Raw genomic sequence first — 21,400 nt, forward strand, 5'->3', positions numbered from 1 at the left:
GACCCGCAGCGGGCGCAGGTATAGTACATCACTCAGATGTAGCCGGAGGATTTCCATGAACCCTGACGACAAATCACTTTTTCTTGACGCCATGGAGGATGTCCAGCCGCTCAAGCGCTGCACGGATATTCACTGGCAGCAGAGCCGTAACACGCGGGCGCGTCAGGAAATCGATACTGAGCAGCTCGATAACTTTCTGACGCTGGGGTTTCTGGAACTGTTGCCCCTTGACGAGCCGCTGATGTTCCAGCGCGATGGGGTACAGCAGGGAGTGTTCGATAAGCTGCGTTCTGGCAAATATTCCCGTCAGGCCAGCTTAACGCTGTTACGCCAGCCTGCGGAGCAATGCCGCCAGCTGGTGTATTCCTTTATTCGCCAGGCCGGACGTGACGGGCTACGCAACCTGATCATCGTCCATGGTAAAGGGCGCGAACAGCAATCACACCCTAACGTGGTGCGCAGCTATCTTGCGCGCTGGCTGACCGAGTTCGACGAAGTACAGGCCTTTTGCGAAGCGCAGCCGTATCACGGCGGCAGCGGAGCATGCTATGTCTCGTTGCGTAAGTCAGATGACGCGAAGCGAGATAACTGGGAGCGCCACGCCAAGCGCAGCCGCTAATCAGGAAGGCGGGCGATATGCTCGCCCGCCTGTCACTCAGAAGGTTTCCCAGTTTGCGTCGGATGCGTTCGCGCCTGCCGCTGACGGGCGCAGCAGCACGGGCGTTTTCACGTTTTCAGGGCGAGCCACCGGCGATCCCTGAGTATTCAGCCGGAATGCCGCCACGGCCTGGCGCAGCTGTTCAGACTGATCTTCCAGCGCCGCCGCCGCCGTTGCCGACTCCTGTACCAGCGCGGCGTTTTGCTGCGTCACGCTGTCCATCTGCGAGACCGCCAGGCTGACCTGTTCAATACCGCGGCTCTGCTCGTCAGACGCCGACGCGATCTCCCCCATAATATCGGTTACGCGCGTCACGGCCGCGACGATCTCTTTCATGGTCGCACCCGCCTCGCTCACCTGTTCCGAGCCGGTATTCACCCGGCTGACGGAGTTTTCAATCAGCCCTTTGATCTCTTTCGCCGCCTGCGCGCTGCGGCTGGCCAGCGTCCGTACTTCACCTGCCACGACCGCAAAGCCGCGACCTTGTTCTCCGGCACGGGCGGCTTCAACCGCCGCGTTGAGCGCCAGAATGTTGGTCTGGAAGGCAATGCTATCGATAACGCCGGTGATATGCGCAATTTGCTGCGAACTGTCGGCAATGTCATTCATGGTACGCACCACGTTATCCACGACCTGTCCGCCACGCGCAGCGGTTTCAGACGCATTTTTCGCCAGCAGCGTCGCCTGTCGGGCGTTATCTGAGTTCTGTTTCACCGTGGCCGTCAGCTCTTCCATGCTGGCGGCGGTCTCTTCCAGCGAGGCTGCCTGCTGCTCGGTGCGGGCGGAGAGGTCGTTACTCCCGGCGGCAATTTCCCCCGCGCCCGTGTAGATGGAATCTGTGCTGCCGCGCACGGCGCTGACGGTGCTCACCAGCGACTGCTGCATCTCGTGCAGACCTGCGGCCAGCTGGCCCATCTCGTTGCGCCCGGACATCGCGACGTTTTGCGTCAGATCGCCGCTCGCGATGGTGCGAATATGGTTCATGATGGCGTTGAGCGGTTTCAGGAGCAGGTGCTGTAAACCCTGCCAGATCACCACCAGCACGGCGATCACGGTCAGGAAGATTGCCGCCAGCGTCCACTGCATCTGGGTAAAGCTGCTCTGGTTCTCTTCGGCGGCGGCTTTCAGCAGAACGTTGTTTTCGGCGCGCCAGCGGGTATAGACTGCCTCCATCTCATCCTGTGCCTGCTGGGCGTCCAGGTCGCCATAGGCCTGATAGTTATCGGCGCGCAGATACTCAATGGACAAGCGCATCACCTCGTGCATTTGCTTCCACGCTTTCTGCATCTCTTCGGTGAGCGCGGCATTCTGGCCCTTCACCTGCGGGATCGCCTGCCAGTTTTTATAATAGTCTTCGGCTTTGGACAGCGAGGCGTTAGCGGTCCCCAGCAGGGTGTTGATCGCTGCGAGGGACGCCGGATCGCGCTGGTTTTTCAGGTAGCGGATCGCCACGCGGGTGACGGTAACGCGCGTTTTCACCAGCGTATTAACGCTGTCGCTCAGGCTCTCCTGTTGGGCATTGAGCACCCCGGAGTTTTGAAAGTTTTGCCGATCGTTGTTAACGGCAGAGTAGAACAACCCTCCCGTGACAACTTGCAGCAGACAGAATATGGTGAGGGCAAAGATAATCCCGGTAATCACGTGCAGATTTTTCAGCATGGCGGTCATCCGTAAGAGAAGAGGCAGGGTTACATCAATACTATCGTCGTAGCGAATTTAAACTTTAATTTTACTATTGCTTAACTAATGGTTTCGTCGCGGAACCTGTTGTAAATCCGGATCATTTTTTATGAGGAAGGTCAGCATGAGCAGCATAGATAAAAGCGGAACGTTCACGCTCGGCACGCGTACGGTTAAACGATTTGGCTATGGCGCGATGCAGCTTGCCGGGCCTGGCGTTTTTGGTTCGCCAAAAGACAAAAATGCGGCGCTGGCGGTGCTGCGCGAAGCGGTGGCGTCGGGCGTGAATCACATTGATACCAGTGATTTTTACGGCCCTCATGTGACCAACCAGCTTATCTGCGAGGCGCTTCATCCGTACCGGGACGATCTCACGATTGTGACCAAGATCGGTGCCCGACGCGGCGAGGACGCCTCCTGGCTACCGGCGTTTTCCGCGCAGGAGCTGACGCAGGCGGTGCATGACAACCTGCGTAACCTGAAACGGGATGTGCTGGACGTGGTTAACCTGCGGATCATGTTCAGCGCCCACGGACCGGCGGAAGGCTCGATTGCCGCGCCGCTGAGCACCCTCGCAGAGCTGCAACAGCAGGGGCTGGTTCGCCATATTGGGCTGAGCAACGTCACCGCTTCGCAGGTCGCTGAAGCGCAGAAGATGGTTTCCGTGGTGTGCGTACAGAACATGTACAACGTTGTGAATCGCGGTGACGATGCGCTGGTCGATTCGCTGGCACAACAGGGGATTGCCTGGGTGCCGTTCTTCCCGCTGGGTGGTTTCACACCTCTGCAATCTTCCGGGCTACAGGCGGTGGCGGATTCACTGGGCGCGACGCCGATGCAGGTAGCGCTGGCATGGCTGCTGCAACGCTCGCCAAATATCCTCTTGATCCCGGGAACATCTTCGGTGGCGCATCTGCGTGAAAACCTGGCGGCTGCCGATCTGGTATTGCCGCCTGAGGCGCTGGAGACGTTAAATTCGCTGGCGGATTAACCCCGACAGCAGCAAAAGCCCGGAGGATTTTTCGGGCTTTTGCTGTTTACGATCCCATCTGACTTCTTTGCCGGTGAAGCGCTAACGCTTCCGCCACGATTTCCTGCTTACTTTTCCGTGTTTCATACGCAGTAATGCGGATGTACTCCATCAGCGCAGGATCGATGCGCGCGCTTAACATCCTGAGTTCGGCCTCCTTTGCTACACCGCGAGCAACACGTTTATCGGGATAATCACGGGCTGGCATGGGAAACGTCCTCCAAAAATTGTCTTGTTAATTTGTGCTGTAAAATATGCGTTAGTCTAAATATAAAGTCAACAGGTAGTGATTATGCAGTGATGTGTATTTATCTTTCGTGCATTCATAAGACAGTGATAAGTGATGGTGTAGTGATGTTTTATGACGCGTTAAGCTTGCCCATGCGTAAAAATTTACAAAGCAAATAATCTTCATTGCAATAGGGGTTTATAAGCGAAGCGGTTAAGCCGTAGCCAGCCGCTTACGCTGACATGGCTTGATCGATACCTCCGTTAAAGCTACTGTATATAAAAACAGTATGGAGGTGTTTATCATGATCTTTTTCAAACCCGCAGAGTTGCGTGAAATCGTTGCTATTCCACTTTTCAGCGACTTAGTACAGTGCGGCTTCCCCAGCCCGGCAGCGGATTATGTAGAGCGGCGTATCGATTTAAACGAGCTATTAGTCGCCCATCCCAGCTCCACTTACTTTGTCAAAGCCGCCGGTGACTCGATGATAGAAGGGGGGATCAATAACGGTGATTTGCTGGTGGTGGACAGTTCCCGCAAGCCTGAGCATGGCGATATCGTGATTGCGGCGGTAGAGGGCGAATTTACCGTGAAGCGCCTCCAGCTGCGTCCCAATATTCAACTCAACCCCATGAACAGCGCCTATTCACCGATTATTGTCGGCAGCGACGATACGCTCGATATCTTTGGGGTGGTGACGTATATCGTGAAATCCGCAAGCTGATCGTGTTTGCGCTCTGTAAGGTGTCTTCCGGCAGAATACATTTTGTCTACATTATAATTTTAATTTATGATTCGCACACGAACAATTAGCGTTATGCAGGGTTTTAGCATCGTGGCGGTCAATAAAACCCTGATTTTATAGAGTAATCAGGAGATTCATTTTTATGTCAGACAATAATCCCCGCCCATCCGGCTGGGTAGGCCTGTGGTGCCTGCTGGTGGGCGTGATACTTCTTGTGACGGGGCTGTTTTTTGCCATCGGCGGTTTCAAACTGGTTTCCCTGGGGGGGAGTTGGTATTTTCTCATTGCCGGGGTTATCACGCTGCTCTCTGCGATCCAGTTCTTCCGCCGCAAGTCCTCTGCCGTGGGGCTGTTTGCCCTGGTGTTTCTTGGCACCCTGATTTGGGCATTTTTCGATGCCGGGCTAGACTTCTGGCCGCTGGTTTCCCGTTTAATGGTACCTGCCGGGCTGATGGTGCTGGCAGCCGCCACCTGGCCTGCATTGCGTAAACGTGAAGGAAAACCATCCTCCACAAAAGGGGCGATGGGGGTCTGCGCGGTCCTTATTGTCGCCATGGGCGTCACCTTTGTTCAGATGTTCCAGCCCCATCCGACCGTGCCGTTTAGCGGTGAAAAACGCCCGCTGATACCGGTAAAAGACGAGGCGAAACAGCAGAACTGGGATCACTACGGTAATACGGCTGGCGGCAGTCGTTTTGTGGCGCTGGACCAGATAACCCGTGACAATGTGAAAAACCTGAAACCGGTCTGGACCTTCCATACCGGTGACGTACCGGAAAGTCCGGACGGCAACGGCGCAGAAGATCAGCAAACGCCGCTACAGGTTGGCGATCGTGTCTTCCTGTGTACGCCGCATAACAACGTGATTGCCGTGGATGCCGACAGCGGGAAAGCGATCTGGAAAGCGGAAATCAACGCTAAGTCTGCAATCTGGATGCGCTGCCGTGGCCTGGCGTACTTTGATGCCACCAAACCGCTGGCACAGCCAACGGTAGCGGGTTCCACGCCGGTTCTGCCTGCGCAGGTCGCACCGGGCGCGGCATGCCAGCGTCGTATCCTGATGAATACCATTGACGGTAAGCTGATCGCGTTAGACGCCGATAACGGCAAATTCTGCCCGGATTTCGGCACTCACGGCAGCGTTGACCTGCATGAAGGGATGGGCGACGCGTCAGATCCAACCTACGTGTTGACGTCGGCCCCGACGCTGGCGGGTACCACGGTTGTTGTTGGCGGTCGCGTTGCGGATAACGTCAGCACCGATATGCCGGGAGGCGTAATTCGTGGTTATGACGTGATCACCGGCCAGCTGCGCTGGGCGTTCGACCCGCGTAATCCGGATCCGAACTATGTTCTGAAACCGGGCGAACACTACAAACGTAGCTCCGCAAACTCCTGGGCCCCTATGTCCTGGGATGCCTCAATGAATACCGTATTTATCCCGATGGGAAGTTCCTCTGTCGACCTGTGGGGCGCGGACCGTATTCCGGAAGATCACAAATACGCCACCTCAATCCTCGCGCTGGATGCGACCACCGGGAAAGAGAAGTGGGTATACCAGACCGTGCATAACGACCTCTGGGATTTCGATATTCCGATGCAGCCGAGCCTGGTTGATTTCCCGACGAAAGAGGGCAACAAGCCCGCGGTAGTGGTGGGCACCAAAGCGGGACAAATTTACGTTCTTGATCGCCTGACGGGTAAACCGCTCACTGAAGTGAAAGAGGTTCCGGTAAAACCAGCGGATATTCCACGTGAACAGTACCCGGCAACGCAGCCGCGCTCTGTGGGGATGCCGCAGATTGGCGCGGAAACCCTGAAAGAATCGGATATGTGGGGGGCAACGCCGTTTGACCAGCTGGCCTGTCGTATCAGCTTCAAATCGATGCGTTATGACGGTCTGTACACGATGCCGGGAACCGACATTTCCCTGAGCTTCCCTGGCTCGCTGGGGGGAATGAACTGGGGCAGCCTGTCCACCGATCCAAACAACCAGTACATCTTCGTCAATGACATGCGTCTGGGTCTGTGGGTCCAGCTGATTAAACAGGATCCGCAAAGCGCGGTGGCAAACACGGGCGGTGAAGCCGTGAACGCCGGGATGGGCGCCGTTCCGATGAAAGGAACGCCGTATTCGGTCAACAAAAACCGTTTCATGTCACCGCTGGGCATTCCGTGCCAGAAACCACCGTTTGGCTCCCTGTCCGCCATTGACCTGAAAACGCAGAAAATCGTCTGGCAGGTGCCGGTCGGGACTGTTCAGGATACCGGCCCGTTTGGGGTAAAAATGCGTATGCCAATGCCTGTCGGTATGCCGACGCTGGGCGGTACGCTGGCCACGCAGGGCGGTCTGGTCTTCATTGCAGGAACCCAGGATTATTACCTGCGCGCCTTTGATTCCTCTACGGGGGAAGAGGTGTGGAAAGCGCGTCTCCCTGTGGGTAGCCAGGGCGGACCTATCAGCTATGTATCACCGAAAACCGGCAAACAGTACATTCTGATCTCTGCTGGCGGTGCTCGCCAGTCGCCGGATCGCGGTGACTACGTGATTGCCTACGCGCTGGATAAGTAACAGCGAAATAAGCCGTCAGGCCCCGTCTTAGAACGGGGCTTTTTTATGGCTTAAATTACGCACAGGAAAAAAGCGGCGATTCCGGTCAGCCCGTGAAAAGCACCCGCCAGCGTCGGCGACGGCGCGTCATCTCGCGCCATAGCGCGATTATCTCGTCAGGTTGCAGGGCATCAATAGCCTGCGGCGTTAACACCGGTAAACCGTAGCGCTGGCGCAGGGCGGCCACTGCCGTGGCGCTGGCATCCATCGGTGAGGGGATCTGCGTCGCCAGCTGCTGTCGCAACACGCTGAACGTCGCTTCATCGCACAGCGTCAGCTCACGCATAAATCGTTTACAGCAACCCAACAGATTCAGGGGAGAACGGTCAGGCGACTGCAACGCCAGCAGCAGGCCATCGCGATCGGCAATACGCTGATAACGACAGCTAACCACGTAGCCAATCTGCTGTTCCACGCGCAGGCGCTGGAAAAATTGTGGTTCGCAGCATAGCGCCAGCAGCCGCAGCGCGGCGAGCGACGCACCCGGCGGCAGGGGAATAAACACCAGCAGCGCCGAATCCGCGCTGGCGTGCGGAATGTGTTCGATCCCGCCGGGACAACCGTTTAGCGGCGTCGGCGTAGCGTTAACCGGCGCCCCGAGCAGGCTAAGCTGCCGGGCTAACCGGTGCGCGTGTCCGGCGCTGCCGCCAGCTAACGCCGCCAGCCAGCCGTCCCGTGGCAGATCGGATGCCAGACGTTCAGGCAATTGCTGAAGCAACTCACGGATGGCAATGCCTTCTGGCGCGGGCGTAATCGCCGGTGTGGGGTGGGCGAGGCGCTCGATAATCGCCCCGATGATGCGTTCCGCCGTCACCACGACGTCAGGAAGCCGCAGGGTCAGCTGCCAGCTGCCGTCAACCGTTTGCCATTCGCCGCTGCCGTCGATATGGCGCAGTTCAGCAAGAAGCGGGCGTAACTGTTTGCCCATCGCCACCCCCTGTGCCCGTTCCACGCGCGAATAAAAAGGCCTGCGCAGGATCAGCGTTGGCGGTTGTGTTTGCGCCGATAAATGCAGCAGCGGAGCGGCTTCTGACGCCGGGGCTGGCGCAGCATACCTGGCAGCCTGTGGGTAGAAGGAAAACGCGATAGGGCTATCATCTGCAACCGGCTGGCGACGCCAGGGGCTAAGCGGCAGGGCAAACCCCTGGCTGGCGATAATTTCAGCGGTTTCCATTTTTTTGCAGGCCAGATACGAGACTGGCGCCGCCAGTAAATCGGCACAGAAGGCGGAAAAACCCGCGGGCGCCGCGCCGGGGGCAAAACCAAACGCCCGCTGGCGCAGCTGCTCGAGCGTCGGCAGGGCGCTGAAACGCCGCTGTGCCAGCCGATAATAATGCCGCTGCTGCTCATCCGTCGTTTGCTGTAGCGCCCGTAGCCAGTGGGTAATATGCGGGTCTATGTCCTCGGGCCGTTCACTGTCAACCGTTAGCGCCAGCCAGCCGTACTCGTCATCCTGATAAAGCCAGTCCAGGGCTACCTCTTCTGCCAGCCCGCGCGTCCGCAGTTCGGCAATCAGGCTTCCGGGGGCGTCGTCCAGTAAAAACTCCCGGAGCAAGGTGACGTTGTCACTTTTGCGGATTAACGGACAGCGCCACAGTGCGGGTCGCTCCGTCACCGCCAGCTGATACTCTGCTTCAGCGCTAAGACGCAACGGGGGAGCGGTTTCAGGTATGCCACCTGACGCAAAACCTGACGCAAACGTACGGGCAAGCTTGGCCAGCGCATCCAGCGTTTGCGGCCCTTGTAGCCACAAATGCAGGTGTCCGGCCACATAATAGCGGCGATGAAAGTCGCGCAACGCGGTTTGCAGCGATAGCGTGTCCTGCCCCAGAGAATCCTTGCTGCCCACCTGAAAATGGCGAAAAACCGCAGGTTCTTCCATCGCATGGCGCGCCGCCGCTTCGCGCCTGGCGGCATCATGTTGCTGAATGAGCCGGTTTTCCGCATCAATGACCGCCACTTCGCGCTGTATGTCATGGCGTGAAAGCAGCGGCGCCTGCAACATATCCCGCAGCCGCGCGACGCCGTCGGACAGGTTATCGGCGGCAACGTCAAAGAAAAAGGCGCTGTGGCGAGCCAGCGTGGTGGCATTGACGCTCCCGCCCTGGCGCTGGACCCAGGCCATGAGTCGATCATCGCCCTGATAGCGCTGGCTACCGCGGAACAGCAGGTGCTCAAGTAAATGCGCAAGACCGGCGAAACGCGGTGGCTCGTGATGGCTTCCGGCGCTCACGCGCGCCAGCGCCGCCGCGCGTGTCGCCTTCGGCTGATGCACCAGCGTTGCGCGTAAACCGCCTGCCAGTTCCACGATGCGGGTGGTCATTGTCGCTACAGTTCCCGGGTTTTATAGATAAGCTGAGAGCGGGTACGGTTGCGGAACTGAAGCTGACCGATCTTCATATCGCTACAGGCTGCTTCACGTCGCGTCTCCAGAATTTTATGATGATGCGGCGATTTGCTGCACACCGGATCGGCGTTATCCGCATTCCCGGTGAGCATAAAGGCCTGGCAGCGGCAGCCGCCGAAGTCCTTCTCCTTTTCATCGCAGGAGCGGCACGGCTCCGGCATCCAGTCAAACCCGCGATAGCGGTTGAAGCCGAAAGAGTCATACCAGATCGATTCCAGACTCTGCTCGAGCACCGACGGGAAATCCACCGGCAACTGGCGCGCGCTATGGCAGGGCAGCGCCGTGCCTTCCGGGGTCACGCTGAGGAAAATCGACCCCCAGCCGCCCATACAGCCTTTTGGCCGCTCTTCGTAATAATCGGGGGTGACGAACAGCAGGTTGGTCAGATTGCCGCTGGCGGCCATTTTTTGCCGATATTCGGCGACCACGCCTTCTGCGCGGGCAATCTGTTCCCGCGTCGGCAGAAGCCCCTGACGGTTAAGGAACGCCCAGCCGTAGAACTGGCAGGTGGCAAGTTCGACGTCGTCGGCGTCCAGTTCGATGCACAGCTCGATGATTTTATCGATCTGATCGATATTATGCCGGTGCAGGACGAAATTCAGCACCATCGGGTAATCGCGCGCTTTGACCGCTTTGGCCATCGCCAGCTTCTGCTGGAAGGCTTTTTTATTCCCCGCCAGCGCAGCGTTAAGCACTTCATCGCTGGCCTGGAAGCTAATCTGGATATGGTCCAGACCGGCCTCGCTGAACGCGTCGAGCTTGCTTTCCGTCAGGCCAATTCCCGAGGTGATCAGGTTGGTATAAAAACCGAGATCGCGGGCGGCGCGGATCAGCTCCGGCAGATCTTTACGCGTCAACGGTTCGCCGCCGGAAAAACCTATCTGCACGCTGCCCATCGCCCGCGCCTGGCGGAAAACCTCAATCCACTGTTCGGTGGTCAGCTCCTGATCCTGCCGGGCAAAGTCCAGCGGGTTAGAGCAGTAAGGGCACTGTAGCGGGCAGCGATAAGTCAGCTCCGCCAGCAGCCACAGCGGTGGATTGACGGCGGGTTTATTCTGGCTCACGGAAAATAATCCACTTCTGTTGATAAGCGATTTGCAGGAATTCAACGACGTCGTCATCCACGCCGCCAGCTTCCGGGAACCGTTCGTTGAGCAGGGCAATGATGGCCGCCGCATCGCGTTGGCCATCGACCAGTTCGAGGATCGCGGCCGCGGTCTCATTGAGTTTAGCCATGCCTTCCGGATAGAGAATGACATGGCTGTCCTGAGCGGCTTCCCATTGCAGGCGATAGCCGCGACGAAAGGCGACGATGGAGTTTTTTTGCATGCTTATACCAGTCGGGTTGTGTGCCAGGCCGCTTTGTCGGTGACCGTGTGATAAGGCGGACGCTGTAGCGCGTAGGCCATGGTCATCGCGTCGAGCATCGACCACAGGATATCGAGTTTGAACTGAAGGATCTCCAGCATCCGATTCTGCTTTTCTGCGCTATCGCAGTAACGCTTCGCCAGCTCCAGACCGTGTTCAACGTCGCGGTTGGCCTGGCTGAGGCGGCTGCGGAAATAAAAGTAGCCTTCCTCTTTGATCCACGGATAGTGTTGCGGCCAGCTGTCGAGACGCGACTGATGGATTTGCGGGGCAAACAGTTCGGTGAGCGAGCTGCATGCCGCCTCCTGCCAGTTGGCGCGGCGGGCGAAGTTAACGTAAGCGTCGACGGCGAAACGGACGCCGGGCAGCACGTGGCGTTCGCTGATTAAGTCGTCGCGGCTCAGCCCCACGGCTTCGCCCAGCTGTAGCCAGGCTTCGATACCGCCGTCATGACCGTTGCTGCCGTCGTGATCGAGGATCCGCTGCACCCATTTACGACGCGTGTGCGGATCCGGGCAGTTCGCCATAATTGCCGCGTCTTTCAGCGGGATCGTCGTCTGGTAGTAAAACCGGTTCGCCACCCAGCCCTGGATCTGCTCGCGGCTGGCCTCGCCGTTATGCATCGCGATATGGTACGGATGGTGAATATGATAGTAGGCGCCTTTCGCCCGAAGGGCGTGCTCAAACTCTTGCGGCGAGAGCGTTTCGCGAATGTGCATAGTTAGTCCTGAAGCGTGATGTTCATCCCGTCCCAGCTCACTTCTATTCCCTGCTGTGCGAGGGCGTGACGCTGCGGCGACTGCTCGTTAAGGATCGGGTTGGTGTTATTAATGTGGATCAGAATCTTGCGCTTTGCCGGCAGCGAGGCCAGCAGCGCCATCATGCCGTGTTCATCGCCGAGCGCCAGATGGCCCATGTCGCGGCCGGTATTGCGCCCGACGCCAGCGGCCTGGAGTTCATCGTCCTGCCAGACGGTGCCGTCAATCAGCAGACAGTCCGCTTTTTTAAGCCACGGCAGGATAGCGTCATCGGGTTCACCGAGACCCGGCGCGTAGAACAGCGTCTGACCGTTGCGGCGGTTTTCGATAAACAGCGCCACGTTATGCCCCGGCAGCGGGCGGTCGCGCCACGGCGAATAGGGCGGCGCGTTACTGGCGATGGGGGCAGCGGTAAACTGCAAATCAGGGCAGGCTTCCACGCTAAAGGCGGTGAGCGGCACGATCGGGTGATGAATCAGGCCGCCGTTCCAGTGCCGGAGCATGGTAAAAATCGGGAATCCGGTAGAAAGATCTTCATGCACCTCCGGCGTACACCATACCTGATGCGGACACCCCTCGCGCAGGCTGAGCAGCCCGGTGGTGTGGTCAATCTGGCTATCGGTGAGAATAATGCCGCCAATATGCGTGCCGCGCAGAACCTCTTTCTTATTCAGTTCTGGCGTATGGGCAATCTGCTGGCTGATATCGGGCGAGGCGTTACACAGCACCCACTCTTTGCCGTTATCGCTGACGATGATCGACGACTGGGTGCGAGGGGTCGCCTGAAGGGTGCCGTTGCGCAAACCCTGACAGTTGGCGCAGTTACAGTTCCACTGGGGGAAACCGCCGCCAGCGGCGGAACCGAGGACTTTTATAAACATGAAGATAGGCCAGGTAGTCGAACAAAAATGCCCGCACGGATGGCGGGCAGAGTGATTAGCGGTTGGAAATGTACAGGGTCACTTCCAGGCCAAGACGTAAATCAATAAAAGCAGGTTTCTTCCACATCGTTTTTTCCTCTTTAAAAATGCAGCACCAACGCCATTGTTTGTGCCAGTTTTGTGATGGTCATCAAATAATGCGTCACAGGAGGGCAAAGCTCAACCCGAAAGATGTAAGGAATTAACGTATTGTTTACAACGTAACCTATTGTTGCCAAACATTTTGTAATACCTTTTGCCAGTTGCCCCACAGCAGCTTATTCAGCACAAATTGATCATAGCCGCTGTCACGTAACGCGCTGATTAGCCGTGGCAAACCACTCACATCGCGTAAATCATCAGGCAACGTAATACCGTCAAAATCGGAGCCCAGCGCGACATGATCGTCACCCATGATGTTAATAAGATAGTCGATATGGCGAACGATCGTGCTCAGCGGGGTGTCGCTATCGCGTTTACCGTCGGCGCGCAGAAACGCGTTGCCGAAATTGACGCCTGCCACACCGCCGCTGTCGCGGATAGCCAGCAGCTGGTGATCGGTCAGATTGCGCGGTTGCGGGCACAGCGTATGGGCGTTGGAATGGGTAGCGACCAGCGGTGAAGAGGAATGACGAGCGGTATCCCAGAACGCCTTTTCATTCATATGCGAAACGTCAATCAGCATGTTCAGGGCGTTAGCGTGTTTAATGAGGGCGATACCCTCGGCGGTGAGTCCTGGGCCACTGTCCGGGCTGCCGGGAAACGCCCCGTTAACGCCGGTGCCGAAACGGTTAGCAATGTTCCAGAAAGGTCCAATGCTGCGCACTCCAGCGGCATAAAAAGCCTGGAGATCGTCTCCCTCGCCGTCAAAACCCCCCGCGCCCTCAATATGCGCCACCATCGCCAGCACTTTATCCTGACGACAGCGTTCGATATCCGCCGCGCTCAGGCACAATCGCGCCCGGCCATCGGAGTGGGCGACAAGCTGCTTAAGGATCGTCAGCTGCTGCCAGAGAATGTCGACAGGCTGCCACGGCTCGCTGGCGTATTGTGGCGCCATGCGGGCGATATACGCCTGCGGTGGCACGAACAGCGCGAACAGACCACCGGAAAATCCGCCTTGCTGCATGCGCGGGTAATCAAGATGGCCGTTTTCAATGCCGGAGAAGAAGGCCGTTACCGGATCCTGGCGATGGTGAAGCCATAAATTAAGCAACAGGTCATTGTGACCATCAAAAATCGCCATAGCGCATCCCACTGTCTTTTATTGCTGAAAAGTTGCCTGGCACGATAACCGATTTGTCCTGCCCGGCAAGGGGAAATTTACAAATTAGCAGCAATTGTTAATATCACTTAACAGTAAGAAGATCAGCGAATCGGGTGGTATAGCGGGGTGAAAGCATTTCCCGTTTCATCTGCCACGGCTGCTGTATACCCTGTCCCGCGAAATAGAGCGTGCCACGGCCATTTTCAGCATTCAGATGGTCTAATACATCCATTAACTTTTGGCTGTTTTTCCTGGGGGCGTTATCGTCGAACAGATTAAGTTGCGCGACGCCCTGGCTATAAAAATCTCCCAGCATCACTCCGGCTTTCTGGTACCGATGACCGTTCTTCCAGACCGCATCCAGACAACGAACAGCTGCGCCGATAATGTCCCGGCTATCCTGGGTTGGGGTGAGCAGTTTTACCGACGCGCTATTGCCATAATACGGTTCGTTAAGGGCGAAGGGTGAGGTTTTAACAAATACGGAGATAAAGCGGCAATGCTGATGCTCATTGCGAAGTTTTTCTGCTGCCCGGGCGGCATAGCTACAGATGGCCTGGCGTACATCTTCATATTCCGTGATGCGTTCGCCAAACGAGCGCGAACAGACGATTTCTTGCTTTACCGGGGCAAACTCTTCCAGTTCAAGACACGGCTCCCCCCGTAATTCACGTACCGTTCTCTCCAGCACGACATTAAAATGTTTTCTGATGAACCGGATATCGGTGTCTGCCAGTTGCAGGACGGTCTTAATCCCCATCATCTCAAGTTTCTTCGCTATGCGACGTCCTACACCCCACACTTCTTCGACGGGAAGCGCCGCCATCAGCTTTCTCTGACGATCCACATTGGACAAATCAACAACGCCTCTCGTCTGGAGTTGCCAGCGTTTTGCTGCGTGATTTGCCAGTTTCGCCAGCGTCTTTGTGGGGGCGATACCCACCCCGACGGTCAGATGGGTGTGTTGCAGAACGGTCGCTCTCATTTCATGCCCAAAATCGGCAAGATCGCGACAATTACGCACCCCGGTAAGATCGCAAAAGATCTCATCAATTGAGTATATTTCGCTACGAGGCGACATCGCTTCAAGCGTGTTCATGACCCGGTTGGACATATCTGCGTAAAGTTCATAATTGCTGCTGAAACAAACCACGCCATGATGCCTGAAGCGATCTTTCTGTTTGAAGTACGGTTCACCCATTTTCACAAAGGGTTTGGCTTCAGCGGAGCGAGAGATGACGCACCCGTCGTTATTGGACAACACCACTACTGGCCGTCCCTTCAGATCCGGGCGAAAAACCGTTTCACAGGACGCATAGAAAGCGTTCACATCACACAGTGCAAACATGGTCAGCTCGCTCTGGTATCGCCAGTTGGTGTGAAAAACTGCATTATGATCACCGTTAATTGATACTGTATTTATATACAGTATTGTATGTTGATAGCAAAGATCAAGGGGGAACGAGGAGGGGGCAGGAGGGAGAGGGTTATGTCCAGAATGGCGGCGAGGCAAAGCTGGCGGAAAGGGTATTTAATGAAATGTTGAAGGAATATAAGTGCCCATACGACAGGTATGGGCAGTGAAGCCGTCGATATTACTTCTTCTTGTTCATCATCGCCTTGAGATCGGCAAAGGGGTTAAACGTGGCGACACCCACGTCTTTTTGCGCATCCTCACCCGCGACAACGGTGGTGCCATACTGATCCGCTTCGGTGTACTTTGAGTGTTCGTGGTCGTGACAAAACAGGCACAACAGCTCCCAGTTACTGCCATCTTCCGGGTTATTGGTGTGATCGTGGTCGATATGGTGAACCGTGAGTTCACGAAGATTTGAATAAACAAACTCACGCGAGCAGCGTCCACAAACCCAGGGGTAAATTTTTAGCGCTTTTTCACGGTAGCCGCTTTCCAGCCGTGCGTAGTTTTTGGGGATCAGAGCCATTGCTGATGTTACCTGTTAAAAAAAGATAACTCACACTATATCCCATTATGAGATGCCAGGAGAATGCCTCCTCTGCGGGAAGGATGTGTGCCATCTGCGTATCTCTGTCAGTTTATTTGAAGCATTCCGTGAAATAATCACCATTTATTCTCATCCGTTAATGCGTAGAGTAGGGATAACGCAATGCTTTATCAGGATACTCCACTATGAAAAAGATCGGATTTTTGTCGTTTGGACACTGGACGCCGTCACCCCAGTCCGGCACGCAAACCGCGGCTGACACGCTGCTACAGTCCATCGATCTGGCGGTCGCCGCCGAAGAGCTGGGCGCGGACGGCGCTTATTTCCGTGTGCATCACTTTGCCCGTCAGCTCAGTTCGCCATTCCCTTTGCTGGCGGCGATAGGCGCAAAAACCAAACGCATCGAAATCGGGACGGGCGTGATCGACATGCGGTATGAAAATCCGCTGTATATGGCGGAAGATGCTGGCGCGGCAGATCTCATCTCCGGCGGGCGATTACAGCTTGGTATCAGCCGGGGTTCCCCGGAGCAGGTGAGTGATGGCTGGCGTTATTTTGGTTACGTGCCGCAGGAAGGGGAAAATGAATCTGATATGGCGCGCCGCCACACTGAGGTACTGCTTGATGTATTACGCGGTGAGGGGTTTGCGAAGCCTAACCCACAGCCGATGTTCCCAAACCCGCCGGGATTGCTACGTCTGGAGCCGCATTCAGAAGGCTTACGCGATCGTATCTGGTGGGGGGCTGGCTCTAATGCAACGGCAGAATGGGCGGCAAAACTGGGGATGAACCTGCAAAGCTCAACGCTGAAAGATGATGAAACCGGCGAGCCGTTCCATATTCAGCAGGCAAAACAGATCCGTGCCTACCGACAGGCCTGGGCTGAGGCCGGGCATACGCGTCAGCCACGCGTTTCGGTCAGCCGCAGTATTTTTGCCCTGATGGACGATCGCGACCGGATGTATTTCGGTTCAAGCCGCAATGAGAGCGACAGCGTGGGCTATCTGGATGAGAAAACGCGGGCCATTTTCGGACGCAGCTACGCCGCAGAGCCAGACAAGCTGATTGAACAGTTGAAAAAGGATGAAGCGATCGCGGAAGCGGATACGCTGTTGCTGACCGTGCCGAATCAACTGGGCGTGGAATACAACGCCCATGTCATTGAGTCCATCCTGAAGCATGTCGCACCGGAAATGGGATGGCGCGATCGCAATGCGTAATCTGGCCCTCTGGTATCGCCGGTTTGGGGAGCCTGAATCGGTGCTGCAAGCGGAAACCACGCCATTGTCGCCGCGACAGCCGGAAGAGATACGTGTGCGCATGCTCTTTTCTCCGGTGAACGCCTCCGATCTCATCCCCATCACCGGGGCGTATCGCCATCGCACGCCGCTGCCTGCGGTAGCCGGTTATGAGGGCGTCGGAATAGTGACCGAAGCGCCCGCCGCTTACCCGGCGCTGCTGGGCAGGCGGGTACTGCCGTTACGGGGGCAGGGAACCTGGCAGCATTATGTCGACTGCCCGGTGGCGTATGCGGTTCCCGTCCCGGACGACGTCGACTCGCTTCTTGCCGCGCGGGCGTATATCAACCCGCTTGCCGCACAGATGATGCTGGACCGCTATCCTCCGGACGGAAAAACGGTGCTGCTCACCGCAGCCGGTTCTGACTGCGCCGTTCTGCTCGGGCAATGGGCACGCCAGGCGGGGGCAGAGGCGGTTTACGGGATCCATCGTTCGCCCGTCCACGCTCAACGTCTGGCTGAACTGGGGATCGTCCCGATTGCGCAACATGATACGGCCGCCGTCAACGCCGCCGCCGCGCGGGCAGAGGTGGTGTACGACGCCACGGGCGGCAGCCTGGCGGAGACGATCCTGAACGTGATGCCTGAAAGCGGCACGTTTGTCTGCTACGGGCTGCTCTCCGGGCAGACGTTCCGGCAGCAGCGGGCCTTGCCGCGGGTGGCGTGGTTTCACATTCGTAACTACCTGGACGCGCTCAGCGCTGAGGCGTGGCAGGCGGAGTTTCGGCGCATCTGGCCTAAACTGCGCGCCAGCCAGTGCAGCGAAGTTACCCTCTACCCGCTGTCGGAATGGCAGCGGGCAGTGGGCAACTATCGCGAAGCGGGAAGAACGGGCAAGCCCATGCTGTCGATGGACAATTAATCGGCCTTATGGCTCATGTCGCTCAGCAGTACAGCGATACTTTGTCCACCGGCGGTCTGCTCCAGGCCGATTTTCACAATAATTGTCAGCGGAACGGAGAGCAGCATGCCGACAGGCCCCAGCAGCCAGCCCCAGAAAATCAGGGACAGGAACACAACAAGGGTAGAAAGCCCCAGCCCGCGTCCCATTATCCGTGGTTCAAGAATGTTCCCGAAAACAAGGTTAATCACCAGATAGCCTGCCAGCAGAATCAGGGCATCATACAAACCGCTGAAAACCAGCACCTGAAGGATAGGGGGGATCGCCGCCAGCACGGAGCCGATGTTAGGGATATAGTTGAGCGCAAAGGCCAGCAGACCCCAGACGAAGGCAAAACGCACATCCAGCGCGGCGAGCATCCCCCAGACCACTAACCCCGTCACCAGACTGATGGCCGTTTTCAGCACCAGATAGCGTGAAACGCTGTCGAGCGCGCGCTGTATGGCGCCCATTCCCTCTACCGGACGCACCATGATGTGCTGGAGCTTTGCAGGCAGTTGAGGAACTTCCAGCAGCATAAACACGACCGTCAGGAACAGCAGGAAAATCGAGGTCATGGCGTTAGAGAGTTGTGCCAGCAGGCTGGTGACAATCGTCATGGCGGCATTCGGATCGACGTATTTAAGCAGCTCCTCAACCGAGACCTCAATACCCGCGCGTTGCAGCCAGGGCTCAATTTGCAGCAGCGGAGTCGCCAGGGAAGAACGGTATGTCGGCAGCGTCCGCGCCAGCTCGTTCAGGGAAGTGCCCAGATAGGCGACTAACAGCACCATCGCGACGATAATAATACTGATAAGCAGGCTAATCGCCAGCACGCGCGGGATGCGCAGCCGCACCATCCGCTGCACCAGTGGATTGAGGATCACCGCGATAAAAAGCGCCAGGATAAAGGGCACGATGATATCGGCCGCAAAACGAACGCCGGTCAAAATGATCACCAGCATCCCCAGCATGATGACAATCTTAAGCCCGTTGAGGGTGATAATGGGTTTAGCCATGGACGTTCCTGAGAAGTTTTTATTTATAATAAAGGGGAAAGCGGATTAAAAAAACTAACCAAAATCAAACAGACTGGGTAAAGAAATGAAAAGGCTTTGAGTAAATTCCTGGCTTATGATACAAATCAGGCGTGTTCAACTACCGAGGACAATTTTCATCCGCAAAGACGAGAAGCAACACCGCGGATAATTGTAATTTTATGGACAATTTGTTCAGGACGTATTTTTCAAACAACTCTGCTCTGTTTTCTACCTCCCTCTGCCTGCTTTCTGGTGAGCAACACTGGCGTTCCGCGCTATAGTCACGTCTTCTGCCTGAGCTGGCGCTATGCGCTTAGCTAACTGATTTAATTCCCAATTTTTTGGGTTTGCTGTTCGCAGCGAGCCTCGATGGATTATATTCTCAAGCAGGAGAAAAACATGTTTTACTGGATTTTATTAGCTCTGGCTATCGTCGCTGAAATTACCGGCACCTTGTCGATGAAATGGGCAAGCGTGAGTGATGGCAGCACCGGATTTATTTTAATGCTGGTCATGATTACGCTTTCCTATATTTTCCTCTCTTTCGCGGTTAAAAAAATCGCGCTGGGCGTGGCATACGCATTGTGGGAAGGTATTGGCATTTTATTGATTACGCTGTTCAGCGTCATGTTATTTGATGAAACCCTGACGACAATGAAAATTGCCGGGCTGACAACCCTGGTCGCAGGTATCGTGCTGATTAAATCGGGTACACGCAAACCGGCAAAACAGCAGAAGGAGCAGACCCATGCAGCAGTTTGAATGGATCCACGCGGCCTGGCTGGCTTTCGCCATCGTTCTGGAAATTATTGCCAACGTCTTTCTGAAGTTCTCCGACGGTTTTCGTCGCAAAGCCTACGGCCTGTTATCGATTGCCGCGGTTCTGGGGGCGTTTAGCGCCCTGTCACAGGCGGTGAAAGGCATCGATCTGTCCGTGGCCTATGCGCTGTGGGGGGGCTTCGGTATTGCCGCCACCCTCGCGGCAGGCTGGATTATGTTCGGGCAGCGTTTAAACAATAAAGGCTGGATAGGGCTGGCATTACTGCTCGCTGGCATGATCATGATTAAACTGGCCTGAGTGACCTACTGTTGCGCCAGGGCTTCCAGCCTGTCGCGAAAACCGGTCACCGATAACGCCCGGTTATCGGCGCGCCAGCGGTCTTTCGCTGCCGGAGCAGAGCTTTGAACGCCAATCAGCTGCCAGCCGTTATCGGTTTTTAACATCAGGGGCGATCCGCTATCACCCGGTAGCGTATCGCACTGATGCGACAGCACGCTGTTTTGCGCCCAGCCCGTCACCACGCAGTCCGTATGGGTGTACAACGAATCAAGGTGATCAACAGGGTAGCCTGACTGCGTCACCTTCCGATCGGCGGCTTTCAGGGCGGCGGTGAGCGCGGCTTTATCGCCATCAAAGAGCGGCAGCGGGGTGATCCCGGACGGCGGATAACGTAAAACGATCAGCCCGAAATCCCAGGATGCCGCCCCGGGCGGCACAATCCAGCCGTCGCCATCCGGTTTTAAGCGTTTACCGAGCGACGGATCTACCCGTCCCTCAATACCGTGAATTTCGTAGCGCCATATCCCTTTTTGCGACACAAAGCGCAGGGCGATCGCTTTATCCGGTTTACCTTCAGGCGGCATTAACAGGCAATGACCCGCCGTCAGCGCAAGGCGTGGCGTAATGAGGGTTGCGGTACATAAGTTGCCGCTGGCGGTTTCCAGTTGCCCGATGGCATCCCAGGGCGAGTCGGTAGGATCGGTGACACGCGTACGATCGTCATGACCAAAAAACAGCGTCTTTACCTCTTTAGCGCTAATGGCGTCATCATCGCCATCATCCGCATGTGAAAAGCCAGCAAAAAGGCTAAACGTTCCAAGTAATAACACAACAGATTTACGCATATCACACTCTGGTGGGGGTAATTATGATTATTAAAAGTGAACCCTATGAAAATACTATAGACGCGACGGCGAGAAAGTGGGAGTAAAATCAGCGTGCTACATTCAGGAAAGATAAAAGTGGCTGGCGATGAGCGCGCATAAAATTAGCAGGATAAGAATGAACTCAAACCGATAGCGCCGCAGCATACGCCCTCCGGATAAAAAAACGGCGCTGACCGCAAACCCGTTCAGCGCCGGTTTACCAACGTGCCCCGAAGGGCACGGTTAAGCTTGTACTCTTACGCTGCTGGCTGTGCAGCAGGTTTAGCCGCTTCGTGTTTTGCCGCTTTTTTGTGATGCTTTTTAGCTGCCTGGGCTTTCTGCTCTACCGCAGGTTTAGCCGCTTTTTTGTGGTGCTTTTTCGCGGCCTGCGCTTTCTGTTCTGCCGCTGGTTTAGCCGCTTTGTGATGTTTTTTATGGTGAACCGTTTTGGCCGGAGCCGCGGTGGATGCCGCAGGCGCTGCGGTGGCGGTAGTTTCAGCCGCGAATGCAGCAGAAGACAGACCCATAGCAGCGGCAACAACCAGAGCTAATACTTTTTTCATTTTCATACCCTCGAATTTGGTTTCTCATTTAACCCCACTGCGGGGCCGTTGAGATG

At 56.3% G+C, this 21,400-nt stretch carries 24 protein-coding genes; 9 read left to right on the forward strand and 15 right to left on the reverse strand.

Features of this window, described 5'->3' with window-relative positions; genetic code table 11:
- Positions 1 to 55: 55 nt before the first annotated feature.
- Positions 56 to 619: a DNA endonuclease SmrA gene (smrA, locus tag ACOTX7_RS18150; protein ID WP_205923977.1), complete on the forward strand. Its 564-nt coding sequence runs from the start codon at positions 56 to 58 to the stop codon at positions 617 to 619.
- A gap of 36 nt (positions 620 to 655) precedes the next feature.
- Here the strand turns inward: smrA and tcp are convergent, their stop codons facing one another.
- On the reverse strand, positions 656 to 2,317 hold the full coding sequence (gene tcp / locus ACOTX7_RS18155) for a methyl-accepting chemotaxis citrate transducer (protein WP_221255897.1): 1,662 nt from the start codon (positions 2,315 to 2,317) through the stop codon (positions 656 to 658).
- A 145-nt stretch (positions 2,318 to 2,462) separates the two neighbouring features.
- Between tcp and ACOTX7_RS18160 the strand changes: the two genes are divergently transcribed.
- Positions 2,463 to 3,329, forward strand: coding sequence for an aldo/keto reductase family oxidoreductase (locus tag ACOTX7_RS18160; RefSeq protein WP_221255898.1), 867 nt, complete (start codon positions 2,463 to 2,465; stop codon positions 3,327 to 3,329).
- Between the two features lie 46 nt (positions 3,330 to 3,375).
- On the opposite strand, the gene ACOTX7_RS18165 is transcribed toward ACOTX7_RS18160, so the two are convergent.
- Positions 3,376 to 3,576 carry a hypothetical protein gene (locus tag ACOTX7_RS18165; RefSeq protein WP_006808907.1) on the reverse strand — a complete coding sequence of 67 codons (201 nt, stop codon included), beginning with the start codon at positions 3,574 to 3,576 and terminating at the stop codon, positions 3,376 to 3,378.
- A gap of 325 nt (positions 3,577 to 3,901) precedes the next feature.
- Here ACOTX7_RS18165 and ACOTX7_RS18170 point away from each other — a divergent pair, with 325 nt between their 5' ends.
- Positions 3,902 to 4,321, forward strand: coding sequence for a translesion error-prone DNA polymerase V autoproteolytic subunit (locus ACOTX7_RS18170; protein WP_032673491.1), 420 nt, complete (start codon positions 3,902 to 3,904; stop codon positions 4,319 to 4,321).
- Between the two features lie 163 nt (positions 4,322 to 4,484).
- Positions 4,485 to 6,914 carry a glucose/quinate/shikimate family membrane-bound PQQ-dependent dehydrogenase gene (locus ACOTX7_RS18175; RefSeq protein ID WP_221255899.1) on the forward strand — a complete coding sequence of 810 codons (2,430 nt, stop codon included), beginning with the start codon at positions 4,485 to 4,487 and terminating at the stop codon, positions 6,912 to 6,914.
- Positions 6,915 to 6,999: 85 nt separating this feature from the next.
- On the opposite strand, the gene pqqF is transcribed toward ACOTX7_RS18175, so the two are convergent.
- The 9 genes from pqqF to yajD form a co-directional block, all read right to left on the reverse strand.
- Positions 7,000 to 9,276 carry a pyrroloquinoline quinone biosynthesis protein PqqF gene (pqqF, locus tag ACOTX7_RS18180; protein ID WP_221813620.1) on the reverse strand — a complete coding sequence of 759 codons (2,277 nt, stop codon included), beginning with the start codon at positions 9,274 to 9,276 and terminating at the stop codon, positions 7,000 to 7,002.
- A 5-nt stretch (positions 9,277 to 9,281) separates the two neighbouring features.
- A complete protein-coding gene (pqqE, locus tag ACOTX7_RS18185) occupies positions 9,282 to 10,424 on the reverse strand; it encodes a pyrroloquinoline quinone biosynthesis protein PqqE (RefSeq protein ID WP_221255901.1) in 1,143 nt (380 codons plus the stop codon).
- Positions 10,411 to 10,689: a pyrroloquinoline quinone biosynthesis peptide chaperone PqqD gene (gene pqqD, locus ACOTX7_RS18190; RefSeq protein WP_006808902.1), complete on the reverse strand. Its 279-nt coding sequence runs from the start codon at positions 10,687 to 10,689 to the stop codon at positions 10,411 to 10,413. The genes pqqE and pqqD overlap by 14 nt, the downstream gene beginning before the upstream one ends.
- 2 nt (positions 10,690 to 10,691) lie before the next feature.
- Positions 10,692 to 11,447 (reverse strand): pyrroloquinoline-quinone synthase PqqC, encoded by a 756-nt coding sequence (gene pqqC, locus ACOTX7_RS18195; RefSeq protein WP_221255902.1) that lies wholly within the window; start codon positions 11,445 to 11,447, stop codon positions 10,692 to 10,694.
- Positions 11,448 to 11,449: 2 nt separating this feature from the next.
- Positions 11,450 to 12,367 (reverse strand): pyrroloquinoline quinone biosynthesis protein PqqB, encoded by a 918-nt coding sequence (gene pqqB / locus ACOTX7_RS18200; protein ID WP_221255903.1) that lies wholly within the window; start codon positions 12,365 to 12,367, stop codon positions 11,450 to 11,452.
- 55 nt (positions 12,368 to 12,422) lie between these two features.
- The gene (pqqA, locus tag ACOTX7_RS18205) at positions 12,423 to 12,494 is read right to left on the reverse strand and encodes a pyrroloquinoline quinone precursor peptide PqqA (protein WP_002905689.1); all 72 of its coding nucleotides are present in this window, start codon (positions 12,492 to 12,494) and stop codon (positions 12,423 to 12,425) included.
- Between the two features lie 138 nt (positions 12,495 to 12,632).
- A complete protein-coding gene (locus tag ACOTX7_RS18210) occupies positions 12,633 to 13,652 on the reverse strand; it encodes a dipeptidase (protein ID WP_221255904.1) in 1,020 nt (339 codons plus the stop codon).
- A gap of 103 nt (positions 13,653 to 13,755) precedes the next feature.
- Entirely contained in the window at positions 13,756 to 15,021 is a 1,266-nt protein-coding gene (locus ACOTX7_RS18215) for a Y-family DNA polymerase (protein ID WP_047353955.1), read from the reverse strand.
- Between the two features lie 247 nt (positions 15,022 to 15,268).
- On the reverse strand, positions 15,269 to 15,616 hold the full coding sequence (gene yajD / locus ACOTX7_RS18220; RefSeq protein WP_006808895.1) for an HNH nuclease YajD: 348 nt from the start codon (positions 15,614 to 15,616) through the stop codon (positions 15,269 to 15,271).
- Between the two features lie 206 nt (positions 15,617 to 15,822).
- Here yajD and ACOTX7_RS18225 point away from each other — a divergent pair, with 206 nt between their 5' ends.
- Complete coding sequence (locus ACOTX7_RS18225; protein ID WP_221255905.1) at positions 15,823 to 16,857, forward strand: LLM class flavin-dependent oxidoreductase; 1,035 nt, start codon at positions 15,823 to 15,825, stop codon at positions 16,855 to 16,857.
- Positions 16,850 to 17,797 (forward strand): zinc-dependent alcohol dehydrogenase family protein, encoded by a 948-nt coding sequence (locus tag ACOTX7_RS18230; protein ID WP_221255906.1) that lies wholly within the window; start codon positions 16,850 to 16,852, stop codon positions 17,795 to 17,797. Before ACOTX7_RS18225 ends, ACOTX7_RS18230 begins: the two co-directional genes overlap by 8 nt.
- Here the strand turns inward: ACOTX7_RS18230 and ACOTX7_RS18235 are convergent.
- A complete protein-coding gene (locus tag ACOTX7_RS18235) occupies positions 17,794 to 18,834 on the reverse strand; it encodes an AI-2E family transporter (protein ID WP_006808892.1) in 1,041 nt (346 codons plus the stop codon). The two genes, ACOTX7_RS18230 and ACOTX7_RS18235, sit on opposite strands and share 4 nt — an antisense overlap.
- A 131-nt stretch (positions 18,835 to 18,965) precedes the next feature.
- On the opposite strand from ACOTX7_RS18235, the gene ACOTX7_RS18240 reads away from it, so the two are divergent.
- The 3 genes from ACOTX7_RS18240 (at position 18,966) to mdtI (ending at position 19,933) form a co-directional block, all read left to right on the forward strand.
- A complete protein-coding gene (locus ACOTX7_RS18240; RefSeq protein WP_006808891.1) occupies positions 18,966 to 19,136 on the forward strand; it encodes a hypothetical protein in 171 nt (56 codons plus the stop codon).
- 118 nt (positions 19,137 to 19,254) lie between these two features.
- Positions 19,255 to 19,617: a multidrug/spermidine efflux SMR transporter subunit MdtJ gene (gene mdtJ, locus ACOTX7_RS18245; protein WP_015570633.1), complete on the forward strand. Its 363-nt coding sequence runs from the start codon at positions 19,255 to 19,257 to the stop codon at positions 19,615 to 19,617.
- Positions 19,604 to 19,933, forward strand: coding sequence for a multidrug/spermidine efflux SMR transporter subunit MdtI (gene mdtI, locus ACOTX7_RS18250; RefSeq protein WP_205920972.1), 330 nt, complete (start codon positions 19,604 to 19,606; stop codon positions 19,931 to 19,933). Before mdtJ ends, mdtI begins: the two co-directional genes overlap by 14 nt.
- 5 nt (positions 19,934 to 19,938) lie before the next feature.
- Here the strand turns inward: mdtI and ACOTX7_RS18255 are convergent, their stop codons facing one another.
- The 3 genes from ACOTX7_RS18255 to asr form a co-directional block, all read right to left on the reverse strand.
- Positions 19,939 to 20,760, reverse strand: a complete 822-nt coding sequence (locus tag ACOTX7_RS18255; protein WP_006808888.1) for a trypsin-like serine peptidase — start codon at positions 20,758 to 20,760, stop codon at positions 19,939 to 19,941.
- Between the two features lie 102 nt (positions 20,761 to 20,862).
- Positions 20,863 to 20,946 carry a hypothetical protein gene (locus tag ACOTX7_RS18260; protein WP_057979992.1) on the reverse strand — a complete coding sequence of 28 codons (84 nt, stop codon included), beginning with the start codon at positions 20,944 to 20,946 and terminating at the stop codon, positions 20,863 to 20,865.
- A 92-nt stretch (positions 20,947 to 21,038) separates the two neighbouring features.
- Complete coding sequence (asr, locus tag ACOTX7_RS18265; protein ID WP_003857459.1) at positions 21,039 to 21,344, reverse strand: acid resistance repetitive basic protein Asr; 306 nt, start codon at positions 21,342 to 21,344, stop codon at positions 21,039 to 21,041.
- Positions 21,345 to 21,400: the final 56 nt, after the last annotated feature.

The sequence above is a fragment of the Enterobacter cloacae complex sp. IR5418 genome, assembly GCF_049238105.1.
GTDB classification, from domain to species: domain Bacteria; phylum Pseudomonadota; class Gammaproteobacteria; order Enterobacterales; family Enterobacteriaceae; genus Enterobacter; species Enterobacter hormaechei.